The 12,062-nt window shown below is 34.0% G+C and carries 12 protein-coding genes; 3 read left to right on the top strand and 9 right to left on the bottom strand.

All coding sequences use genetic code 11. The annotated features are described in order from the left end of the window. Window positions 1–37: 37 nt before the first annotated feature. From RHO14_05340 to RHO14_05315, 6 genes are all read right to left on the bottom strand, one after another. Complete coding sequence (locus RHO14_05340) at window positions 38–931, bottom strand: PTS system mannose/fructose/sorbose family transporter subunit IID (protein ID WVD72225.1); 894 nt, start codon at window positions 929–931, stop codon at window positions 38–40. Further along, complete coding sequence (gene agaW / locus RHO14_05335; GenBank protein ID WVD72224.1) at window positions 921–1,706, bottom strand: PTS N-acetylgalactosamine transporter subunit IIC; 786 nt, start codon at window positions 1,704–1,706, stop codon at window positions 921–923. The genes RHO14_05340 and agaW overlap by 11 nt, the downstream gene beginning before the upstream one ends. 16 nt (window positions 1,707–1,722) lie before the next feature. Then, complete coding sequence (gene agaV, locus RHO14_05330) at window positions 1,723–2,211, bottom strand: PTS N-acetylgalactosamine transporter subunit IIB (protein ID WVD72223.1); 489 nt, start codon at window positions 2,209–2,211, stop codon at window positions 1,723–1,725. Window positions 2,212–2,224: 13 nt separating this feature from the next. Further along, on the bottom strand, window positions 2,225–3,388 hold the full coding sequence (locus tag RHO14_05325) for an SIS domain-containing protein (protein ID WVD72222.1): 1,164 nt from the start codon (window positions 3,386–3,388) through the stop codon (window positions 2,225–2,227). A 16-nt stretch (window positions 3,389–3,404) separates the two neighbouring features. Further along, complete coding sequence (gene agaR / locus RHO14_05320; protein WVD72221.1) at window positions 3,405–4,238, bottom strand: transcriptional repressor AgaR; 834 nt, start codon at window positions 4,236–4,238, stop codon at window positions 3,405–3,407. Window positions 4,239–4,555: 317 nt separating this feature from the next. Continuing rightward, complete coding sequence (locus tag RHO14_05315) at window positions 4,556–4,942, bottom strand: hypothetical protein (protein WVD72220.1); 387 nt, start codon at window positions 4,940–4,942, stop codon at window positions 4,556–4,558. A gap of 209 nt (window positions 4,943–5,151) precedes the next feature. On the opposite strand from RHO14_05315, the gene RHO14_05310 reads away from it, so the two are divergent. Beyond that, window positions 5,152–7,083, top strand: coding sequence for a Dam family site-specific DNA-(adenine-N6)-methyltransferase (locus RHO14_05310; protein WVD72219.1), 1,932 nt, complete (start codon window positions 5,152–5,154; stop codon window positions 7,081–7,083). Here the strand turns inward: RHO14_05310 and RHO14_05305 are convergent. From RHO14_05305 to RHO14_05295, 3 genes are all read right to left on the bottom strand, one after another. Then, window positions 7,073–8,827: a restriction endonuclease FokI C-terminal domain-containing protein gene (locus RHO14_05305; GenBank protein ID WVD72218.1), complete on the bottom strand. Its 1,755-nt coding sequence runs from the start codon at window positions 8,825–8,827 to the stop codon at window positions 7,073–7,075. The two genes, RHO14_05310 and RHO14_05305, sit on opposite strands and share 11 nt — an antisense overlap. 319 nt (window positions 8,828–9,146) lie before the next feature. Next, window positions 9,147–9,305: a hypothetical protein gene (locus tag RHO14_05300; protein WVD72217.1), complete on the bottom strand. Its 159-nt coding sequence runs from the start codon at window positions 9,303–9,305 to the stop codon at window positions 9,147–9,149. Between the two features lie 28 nt (window positions 9,306–9,333). After that, window positions 9,334–9,978: a hypothetical protein gene (locus tag RHO14_05295; GenBank protein WVD72216.1), complete on the bottom strand. Its 645-nt coding sequence runs from the start codon at window positions 9,976–9,978 to the stop codon at window positions 9,334–9,336. Between the two features lie 257 nt (window positions 9,979–10,235). Between RHO14_05295 and RHO14_05290 the strand changes: the two genes are divergently transcribed. Beyond that, entirely contained in the window at window positions 10,236–11,033 is a 798-nt protein-coding gene (locus RHO14_05290) for a hypothetical protein (protein WVD72215.1), read from the top strand. 203 nt (window positions 11,034–11,236) lie between these two features. Next, window positions 11,237–12,046, top strand: a complete 810-nt coding sequence (gene yidA / locus RHO14_05285; protein WVD72214.1) for a sugar-phosphatase — start codon at window positions 11,237–11,239, stop codon at window positions 12,044–12,046. Window positions 12,047–12,062: the final 16 nt, after the last annotated feature.

The raw sequence follows: 12,062 nt of genomic DNA, 5'->3' as shown, positions 1-12,062 counted from the left end.
AATTTTCGTGCTATAGATTATTTACTAAACTCATTTACTATAAAAGGCCAATAAGTTTACCAATAACACCAAATACTACCGTTAAACCAATTAATTTGACTGGCGAAAAATTGCGTTTCATTAACGCATAAACAAGTAAGGTAAAACCGAGTGGTAATAGATTTGGCATTAGCTTATCAAGCACCTGCGTTTGTAAAGCAATATGCGCTTGGCCAGCAGTAATTTCAAGTGGCGTCGATAACCGCACATAAGAGGCAACTAGTGCGCCAATAACAGTCATGCCAACAATTGAGGCTGCATGCGAAATACGTTTAGTGTTAGCCTTTAATAACGGTAAAGCACTAGTACCAGCATTATAGCCATAATGAGCAAGACCAAAGCGGATCACAAAATGCACACTATTAAACATAAGTAAAAAAATAATTGGACCAAATAAACTGCCCTCTAAAGCCAGTGAAGCCCCAATACCTGCGCAAATAGGTAATAATGTTAGCCAAAATAAGGCATCACCAATACCACCTAATGGCCCCATTAGGGCAACTTTAACGGCTCGAATAGTTGAAATATTCTCTTTACCACGCTCCATCGCAAGCACTAATCCTGATAAGAAGGTTACATCAAAAGGATGGACATTAATAAACTCCATATGCATATGCATTGAATTTTTAAGGTCACTTTTATTGTTATGAATTTTACGTAATGCTGGCATCAGCGTATAAAGCCAGCCGCCGGCCTGCATTCGCTCATAGTTAAATGAGGCTTGTAATAATAAAGATCGCACTGCCATTTTATTAATATCACCTTTAGTTAATGCCATCGCCTCATCTTTAGAAGCATAAGAATCAGCACTCACTTGGCTAGTTGCTAATGCTTGTGTCATGAGCGTGTCAGCCTTTGCCGCCATTTTTTTATCATCATCATTAAATGCCATCTTCAACCTCGATTGTTTGGTGATTATGAGTTGCTAAGTTTTCGCTTTGACTATTACGACTGGAGTTAAAAAAATCAATCATCGCAATGGCAAGTGCCCCTAACGCTATGGCGATAATTGGTAGATTTAAAAATGTCACACCGAGAAATCCCAAAATAAAATAAGCAACATAGTTTTTTTTCATCATAATTTTCATTAGCATTGCAAAGCCTATTGCAGGCATCATTCCACCTGCGACACTTAAACCATCAAGTAGCCACTGCGGTGATTTTTGTACTAATGCAGTTGCTGCATCGGCACCAAAATAAATAGGCAAGAAAGCAACAATAAAATAGAAACAAAATAAAATAATCATGCCTAAATAATTAACCCAAGCGATACCTTTAAAATTAAGCTGTTCAACTAGCTTATCGCAGCGGTGCATCATCGGAGAGTAAATTGTAAATAAAATCGTGATACAGCCCTGAACTGCTATCGCAAAAGGCACCGCAATGCCAATTGCCACTTTAGGATCAGCATTAGTTAAAATAGCAAACGCTGTACCAATCACGCCGCCAATTACCACGTTGGGCGGCTGCGCGCCAGCAAGCGGCACCATGCCCATCCAAACAAGCTCTAACGAGCCACCCACTAATAATCCCGTTTGTATATCACCTAAAATAAGCCCGACTAATGGGCCAATGACAACTGGGCGATGAATATGGGTTAATCCATCAAATAGGTCAACACCTGCAATACCTGCAAGTAGCCCGATTAAAAGTGCATCAATTAACATATTAAATACCCCCTTGTTAACATCGTTTTAGTAGATCGCAAATCATCTCGCCGGTTTCATCGGGCACACGGCGCACTTCGCATGTAACGCCTAACTGAATTAGCTCATTAAATGCAGCAATATCAGCATCATCAACCGAAACTGTTTTATGGATCTGTTTTTTACCAGTTGTAAAATGCATATTACCGATATTAACAAAGGTAATAGGCACACCGCCTTTAACTAAGCAAAGAACATCTTGCGGGGTTTTACAGATAATAAATATTTTTTGATGACTCGCTGCTTTAGCAATAATATCGATGGTTTTTTGTAGGGTGAAATAGCGCGTTTGCACCCCATCAGCAATCACCATATCCATCAAACTTTGTTGCACTAGATCTGTTGCTGCAACATCGTTAGCAATCAACAATAAATTAGCGCCTAGCGCGCTAGTCCAAGTAACGCCCACTTGACCGTGAACAAGGCGGTTATCAATACGTGTCATTAAAATGTTAGGAGTTGCCATCGTTTTTCCTTTTTTATTGTTTATGGGCAATGAATGGGTAAATATTGACGCCTTTAACCACGCGATTAACTTCACCACTTGGGCAAGGATTATCAGGGCCTAGCCCTACCGCTAATGATTTTTCAAAGGCTAACATTTGCGCAAAAAGTAAATAAGGGAAGATAAGCCAAATATCATCAAGGCTAAGATCAACGCAGTAAGTATCACTATCATCCGTATTAATGCCGCTTAAACCGATCACTTGGCTCGCAATATGATCGCGTTTTAGCTCATTAAATAAGTCTAAATCATACTGACGGGTATAAGGATCATTCGATTGCATGCAAATAATTAAGGTGTTTTTATCTACCATAAATTTAGGGCCATGGCGTAAACCAAGGGTTGAATCAAAGCGTGTCGCAATTTTACCGGCGGTTAGCTCTAACACTTTTAATGATGCCTCTTGCGATAAGCCCATAAAGCAGCCACTACCCACATAAACAATGCGATCAAATGGCTGCTTTGCCAGCTGTTTGATAATAGTTTGCCACTCGCTTAGTTTATCGCTGCAAACTTGCGCAATATACTCAGCTAATTGCGCCGCATCTTGCCAATTTTTGTAACCCAGAACTAAAATCGTTGTCATCATCATACTACTAATGCTTGATGTCATGGCAAAGCCGACATCATGGCTACCTTCAGGCATCACTAATTCAAAAATTTTTTGTGATTTTTTGGCGTAGCAAGTTAAAGCACTATTTGGATTACAGGTAATAAAAAGGTGATAACAATCAGAGATTAATTGATCGGCAAGTTCGATAGTTGCTAAACTTTCAGGGCTATTGCCGGAGCGTGCGTAAGAGATAATTAACGTTTTTTTATTGGCTGATAATGACTGCAAGGGGTTTGATACGATTTCTGTTGTGCCATAAGCATGGACATTAAGGCCCGTTTTTTGGCGCAACCAAGGCGCTAAAGTACTACCCGCAAAAGCCGAAGAACCTGCTCCCGTTAAAATAATATTTAAGTTAGGATCGGCAAGTAACGGCCTTAAAAAAGCTTGCCACTGTGATTGATTATTTTTTAGCGCTAAGCAAAGATTTTGCCATATCCGCGGTTGCTGATTAATCTCTTTTGCGGTGTGCTTAGCATGATGTCGTTGTAAAAAATTAGCATCATAATCAAAATATTTCTTCATTATTATCTCCATTTGGTTAGTTGCAACGGGTATTTTTACGATTGAAACGGCCACCATGGTCGGTTTTATCAGCCAAAATAATCGTGATGTTTTTTTCTTGCAGGGCACTAAGGTAATTATCTGGAATATGTGAATCGGTAATAAGGCTGTCGATGTTTTCAATGCTTTCAATTAAACAAAAACTTTTCCTACCAAATTTAGTTGAATCGGTAATAGCGATAATTTGCTGTGACGCATGGCACATCGCTTTGTTAACCGTTGCTTCTGAAAAATTTGCGGTTGTAATTCCGGCATCAAGATCGATGCCATCAATGCCAAGAAAAAGTTTATTAAAGTGATACATACTGAGTAGTTGTTCGGTAGTTGGCCCTGTAATTGAGTAGGTATTTTTCCTCACATTTCCACCGGCAATTAACACATCGATATCGGTATTGGTTGCAAGGTCATACGCAATATTTAACGCATTGGTCATAACAATAAGATCACGTTTATTTTTTAAATAAGGCACCATTAAGGCTGTTGTCGAGCCGGAGTCGAGGATAATTCGGTCACCATCTTGTACCAGCTCTGCGGCGCACTGGGCAATAATATTTTTATTACTCGAATTTATGCCGCTTTTAAATTGCAGAGATTTATCAAACGCGAATTGTTTATTAAGTACCGCGCCGCCATAGTAGCGAAATACACATCCTTTATTTTCTAAGTGACTTAGATCATTACGGATCGTAACTGTCGAAACTGAAAAAAGCTGACTAAGCTTATTGACTGAAACAGATCCGTTATCACATACCAGTTCGATGATCTTTTCTCGGCGCGTTACAGTAGTGATCAATTGACTCTCATTATCCATATTGATACTCCTTTTAATTTTTTGTCTTAACTTTATTTAAACAAATTAAGTACTGTAAAATTGATATATCGATCACATAACCTAGGCCAACCGTAAACGGCGAAAAAACCTTTCGAATAGTAAGGAAACGAAACCTATAGCAAAATGAAGTGATATAATTAAGAGGAAGTTTGCATAGTATTAAGAAACAATGTATAAAAATTTGTTTCAGTTAAAACGCAATGAGCAAAAAATATATCTAACTAACTACGTTTCATTATTGAACTTGATCGATGTCACAAAATAGAAAATTTGTTGGGGAGAATAACGAGAATTTTTTAAAAAAATGAGTAGGAAACGCAATTATTACCGTGGTATTTAAATTGAATGACCTTATCATTTTCAATAGTAAAGGTAGTTGAACAGCTAAACTCAACCTTCTTTATTTTTTTAGTATAAATATTTTCACCATCAATGTTGGTAACGTAAGAAGGTTGACTCTCTTCAAGGTAAACATCATTCTTCTTAGAATATGAAGCTAGCGCCATTTTTTTAGCGCCAAGTTCAAAGTGCCGAATAGCAATAGGCTCACCAAATTCTTTTATAAGCTGCTGTTCTGACATACCTATCGAAGACGCCAATTTTCGCTGATAGTTAGCTTCTGTTGCGCAGCCAGCAAGCAAAATAATGGTGCAAAATAGTAAAGCGATTTTTAATTTTATCATGGTTGATTGCTCTATTGATTGATTATGGTCGAATAAACTAATAAGTATTAAAGCAAAAACATTGAGGCAAGCTACACAAATTTTGAATAGATATTTCATATATTAAAAAAAAACTGCTACTCCATGTAGTATTTCTTTTCTCTTGCCAATTGCGGCTATATTTTTTACCTGATAAAATATTTCTATCAAGGATGTTTCTGGATGTAAAAATGCGTTATATTGGCTCCAAAAAGTTACTTTTACCTGAAATAAAAAAAATGCTGGATAAACATGTGATTGGTGACGAAAAAATTTTTTTAGATCTTTTCGGCGGAACAAATAGTGTGGGCTTATATTTTAAAAAACACTATACCATTTATAGTAATGATTTATTATATTTCAGTTATGTTAATGCAAAAGCATTAATAGAAAATAACTCACAACCAACTTTTAATCAATTAGTAAAAAATGGTATATCAAATCCACTTGAATTTTTGATGAAAGCTCCAATAAATAATAGCAAAATTGGGTATTATGAGCAAAGCTATTCACCGACAGGTGATGCAATGTATATATCTACTGTAAATGCGAAAAAAATTGATGTAGTTAGAGATACGTTATCTGACTGGCAATCTCAAGGATTAATTACTCAACTTGAATTTTTTTATTTGCTTAACTGCTTGATAGAATCGATACCTTTTGTTAGTAACATCACCGGTACTTATGGAGCTTTTTTAAAGTATTGGGATAAAAGAGCATTAAATAATTTGCAATTCGAACCATCAATGATACTAGATAATGAAAGACATAATAAAGCTTTTAATGAAAATGCGAATGAATTAGTTAAGAAAATCAGTGCGGATATCGTGTACATCGATACTCCATATAATTCTCGTCAATATGCTTCAAACTACCATTTATTAGAAAATGTTGCTCGAAATAGCAAACCCGAACTGAAGGGTATAACTAAAATTTTTGATTGGAAAAATTTGAAAAGCAATTATTCCAACACAAAAGCAGCATTAATTGATATGGAAGAATTATTACATAATATCGACTCGACTCATATTATTTTAAGTTATAACAATGAAGGCATAATTTCAGAAGATGATTTACATGGTTTAATGAAAAAAGCTTCAAGTAATAACTTAGTTGATGTATGTCGTATTCCATATAGGAAATATCAATCTAAAAAAAAATCTACTACCAGCGATGTTTATGAATTGCTATTCTATATTCAGAAAAAAAATAGAACTAAACGTATATCAAATAGCAAAGCTGCATCACCTAACATTCAAATACTAGAAAATGGAAAGTTAATAAAAAGCCCATTAAATTATATTGGAGGTAAATATAGATTATTGAAGCAGATTTTACCCTTATTTCCGGCAAACATTGAAACATTTGTAGACCTATTTAGCGGCGGAGCTAACGTTGGAATAAATGTCAATGCTAAAAAACACATATTTAATGACATGAATTATCGAATAAATGAAATGTTTAGATATTTTCAACTAGAAAATCCAATTATCCTGATCGAAAAAATAGAGAAACGCATAAGAGATTTCGGACTAAGTAAAACAGATCAGGAAACATTTTTAGCATTTAGAAATCAATATAATTTACAACAAAATCCTTTAGATTTATACATACTATCTTCGTATAGCTATAATTTTCAATTCAGATTTAATAATAATATGAAATTTAATAATCCTTTTGGTAGAAATAGGAGTAGTTTTAACGAAAATATGAAAATAAACCTATTAAACTTTATAACACGATTAGGTAAAATGAATGCAATATTTACGGATTATTTGTTTCATGAATTTAATCTTTCTACACTAATACAAGATGATTTTGTATATTTAGATCCTCCATACTTGATTACAACTGGAAGTTATAATGATGGTAATAGGGGCTTTATTGATTGGGGAGTGGAACAAGAACTAAAAATGTATGATGTTATAAAAAAGCTAAATGAAAAGAAGATTCGCTTCGCACTTAGTAATGTTTTTGAACATAAAGGTAAAAGCCATGATTTGTTAAAAACATTTGTCAATGATAATGGATTTAATATCCATTATCTTGATTTCAATTATAAAAACTCTTCTTATAATACTATCAAGAAAGAAAGCATTGAAGTATTAATAACTAACTACTAATTGGGGAATCAGCAAATAGAATTTCTTTATTATCAAAATAATTAATTAAATTCGAAATAGCTATGTTCCCTTTCATTATGGCAGCCGCACCTAAAAGAAGTTGTTCCACATTAAGCGCTGCACCTTTTGTTTCTGTTTGATTTGCAGTATATATGAGTTGTTCATTAAAATTGTTAATGAATTTACTAGATATCCATAAAAAATAATAATTATTTTTAGGTATATCCGCTGGGAAATTCTCCCACCAGCAATTAGGATTACGGGTTTTACATTTTCGTCGATTATCTTCAATATAACGAATCATCTCATCTGCTTGTGCAATATTTTTAGTATATCCATTAGAATAGGCTTTTGTATCAATAATTACACCAAAATTTTGGTCAAATATCAATCCATCCGGTTTTCTACTTCCACCTAATAATTTTGCATTAATTTTATAAATTTCTTTGAAAAGTTCTATTGTTACTATTTCAAAATCTCTATTTCTTTTTCCATCATAAGCAATTTCTAATAATTCAATATACTTCATCGGAAGTGAAGTAATTTTTAAAAATTTTTCCTTACGTTTCTCAATCTGGTCATTTTTTAATTCTCGTGTAAAATTAAGATCAGGGATGTGAAAATTATTAATTTTATCTAGCAAGAATAATTTATCATTTTTCTGCTCAATACGAAGTCCAAAATACTTTAGCCCTTGAATATCAGACTCTATAATTTCTTGGCTATCATGAAATCCTTTTTCACCTAATTTTTTTATTAACTGTTTCAGAATAATTGGTTTTGTAAGAAATTTAACAATAAAGGCTCTACGTGCACGAACATAATCTCGATTTTGACCATCAGTAGCGAAAAACTCCCACATTACAAATTTTTCAATCTGTTTGTTTTTTGAGCTACCTTGTGAGCGACGTAAAGCAGACAAGCCCTTTCCTGTAATTTTATATCCTTGGAATTTCTCCTCTTTACCATCAGAAAATATCTTTTTCGCGGCACCCGTTTTAACGAATCCAACGTTTTTTAACCAATTACATATACCTCTTGCATACTTATCACTAGTCCCTTCAACATCTGATTTAATTTTTTTCTTTTCTTTATTGTCTGCTGAGTTTAACCAATCAAACATAATATCTTCATTATATGAAGTGAAACCCTTTTCCCCTCTAAAACCTAAGTTCGCACCTAAATAATATTTAGTACAATATTGATTTGCACTATCTAAGAGAGATAAAATTTGTGTAGCAGGAGGATAAGCAAGTAGCGCTATTTGTAAAATACCAGTCTCCTCACTTGAACCTGATGTTGACTGGGAAAATGATAACCCATTTTCCGTAATAGAAAATATGTCTTTTTTTATATCTACCTTTATAAAATTTAAACTGACAGCCCAGCGTAAAAACCCATCAGAAGTCCAATTATCAGTCCACGTTTTTCCAGTTTTTTTTGCTTGCTGTGGAGTGATACTCACCTGGATAATTGAATTAGCAACAGCATCTTGTCGGTTTTTAGGGCTTTTGCCCAATTTATTCTTTGAAGTCCCTACAAGTTCAACATATGAAAATACTTTTACATTTTTATCAAATTTTTTTTGGAGCTCTGCTTTAATATTAGTAAAGTAAATATTTTTTAATAAATTTAATTTCAAATCTTGATAGTGAGGCGAATTAATATCAAAGATTTGCACTATTTTTTTTAAGTTAGAAAATGAAGATGGGTTTTGTACCCAGCCATAAGTCCTAGTTTTCATATGTGATTCCTTTTTTATTTATTTTTCGGTACATACCATCTATTAATATTTAACTCTTACCTATTTATTATTCTCTTTTTAAAATAATATTTAGTATTTTCACACAACACCTACTAATTATATTAAGTAATCAATTTAACTTTTTAAATACATAGAATAATGCTAGTCATATGATAAAAAGTTAAGATATCTTATTATTAAAAACTCACTGCAAGTAAGCAAATCAATTAAAATTGTACATATTTACAGCCATATCAGTAAGTATAATAGACATAGTCATTATTTTCATAAATAACATAATCCTAAGTTTATTCTTATCTTACCTAATACCTTTACCTATTGGCAATAACTCAACAACCGGTAAATCTGCCTCAAGCCAATCAAACGCTGGTAATTCTTTCGTCACTAACCACCTAATTTCATTAGGTTCTAAGCATTTAGGTTGTTCAACTGCAAACTGGCAGAGAAATGCCTCCATTTTGACAGTTCCAAAGACATAATGGTGATCAGTAGTTAATAACTTGATGGCAAAGATCACACAAACCCTTAGCTTTTCGTTTAACAAATTCTGCAAGTTCAGCGCTTCTTATATATTGAGGAGTTGCAACATTGCGTCTGCTCGGTTTTTTATTATTTAACACACTGCCAAGAATGAGGTCATCAATTTTAGTTATAGGGGAAAAATCCAACTTATTTATTAATTCGCTTTGAATATTTTTAGGGAAATACTGACAGAGAATCTGCCATACCAACTGATCAATAACATTACTATCTGCTTTTAAGTATTGGTTACTTTGCTCGTCAAACCCGCCATAGACTTGACAATTTATAAGCTGATTACTACTTGGATCTTTATTTGAATTAGCTGAGTTAATGCAATTTTCAATATTAGTTAATTGCCAAAATGCTTCTTTTTGTAGGCGCCAAAAAGGCATATTAGGATAATAATCAGCTCGCTGCGGACCAAAGTCTTTCAATAATTGACTAAGTGGCTCTTTAATTTCACTGCCGTAATTAAATAGACGATCGTGACCTTTTTTGTATTGCGATAATACGTATAGCAACAATAACGGTTTATGAGGAGCCGATTGATCCTCTTTTTTCCAGATTTTGATATCGCTAATTTGCTGTTTTAGTTGTTTGATATCCATTTTAGCTAAATATACTTAATGAACTAAGTTGTAAATATTACATGATTTTTGCGAGATCGCTCGCAAAATTTATAGTGATTTAACTAAGTCATTTAATTAATCTAATTAAATTATCTGTTTATGTTATTTTTTAACCTAAATCTTATTTTAACTTTTTAATCAAATTAATTTTTTAGCCATACAAATTATTATAATTCCCCTACCCATTCCATTAAAAATCGTTTACTCTTTAATCAATAAATCATTAAGGATCGACTATGCAAAACGATTTAGTTCCGCAGGCATTGCGAGCGTCATTTAATCAGTTTTTACGCTATCTTGAGCAGCTTGATACTGAGCAGCCGGCAAAGTGTCCTTATTGCAAACATAAAGTATTTAGTCAAACAAGGGCGATGCCGCTGACGTTTCGTTGTAGAAAATGTGCTAAGTATTTTAATCCATTAACCAAAACGCCATTTAATCGTTTACAACCGGTTCGTTGGCTGGCGGTTATTTTTATTGGTCGTGTTAACCTTTTCACTTATCAAAGGTTAGCTGATGAGTTAGATTGTAGCGTTAAAATGGTAACTCACCGTGATAGAGCCGTAATGCATCAAATGCAAACGCGCTTTCCTCAATTATATCAATGGTACTTTACCCATAATGATATGGTAAAAAATGCTCCAGTTAGCGATTTACCTAAAGCAGTAAATACCCAACATTTAGCCTTTAAGCAAAAAATCACCAAGTTACTGATGACAAGCAAGGCAAAGTGTTTATATTGTAATTCGAAAAACACAACAAAAATTAGCGAACGTACGGCGTTTTACTGTCGGGATTGTCGACGTAGTTTTAATTTACTGGCTGGAACACCCATTAGTCGCTTGCGTAGTGCCGATAAATGGCTTGAATTTATCGATCTATTAGTCACTAAACATGATCAAAATACGATTGCCAATAAGTTAGGATTTGATACAGGCACCGTTGGTAATTGGCGCAGAGTATGGTGCGCAATGATGCGACAATGGGATTTTGATCATCTCGCGACTTGGTGCCAACGCAGAGGTAGCTTTTAACGGTACCATCAAGAGATTTGTTAACTTTCACGCTGTTGACTATCCTTTTCAATCAAAATATGGATTGAAATGGCTAATTAATCTATCTAATCTAGGTTATTTTGATTAAACTACTGACAACCCATCTCATAATTTGAATTTATCATTGGTGTATTTCGCTACATAATTGATATTTTCGTATAATAAAGAATAGGAATCTAAATATGTCGATTAAACTTATCGCAATTGATCTAGATGGCACGTTATTAAATAGTCATCATCAGGTGAGTAATAGAATAAAAACAGCCATTGCTAATGCGACCCACAAAGGGGTTCACATAGTATTAGCATCGGGTCGCCCTTATACCGGAATCAAACAATATTTAGCTGAGCTTGGTCTAAATAGCCGTGAACATTTTTGCATTAGTAATAATGGTAGCCTTATTCATCAAGCCGATACCGGCGAGCACTTAAATGAATTTTTATTAGATTTTGAAAGCTATCAAGAGTTAGAGCAGCTATCACACCAAATTGATGTTTCAATCCACGCCCTTGGTGATGATAAAATGTTTACCTCGAATCGGCATATCGGCCAGTATACCGTGCATGATGCCTATTTAACGCAAACCCCATTATTTTACTGTCCTGCTGATGAAATGGATCCATCGTCATCTTTTAGTAAGGTTATGTTTTCAGCTCAGCCTGAGTTATTAACTCTTGCTGAAAGCAAAATCCCGAGCCATTTTTACCAAAAATATACCTTAGTTAGAAGTACGCCATTCTTCCTTGAATGTCTAAATTTAGGTGCGAACAAAGGGATTGCAATGCAAGTTGTTGCTGATAAGTTAAAAATTAATCACGATGAAATGATGTGTATTGGCGATCAAAATAATGACTTACCGATGTTTGATTATGCTAAATATAAAATTGCCATGGGCAATGCCAGTGATGCGATAAAAGATAAAGCTACCTTTGTTACTACCAGTAATGATGAAGATGGTGTGGCTGTCGCGATTGAAAAATTTGTTAGTTAATCTTTTCTTTTAATAA

The organism is Orbaceae bacterium lpD04 (assembly GCA_036251935.1).
Lineage (GTDB): Bacteria > Pseudomonadota > Gammaproteobacteria > Enterobacterales > Orbaceae > Orbus > Orbus wheelerorum.
This window is presented reverse-complemented; position numbering and strand designations above follow the sequence as displayed.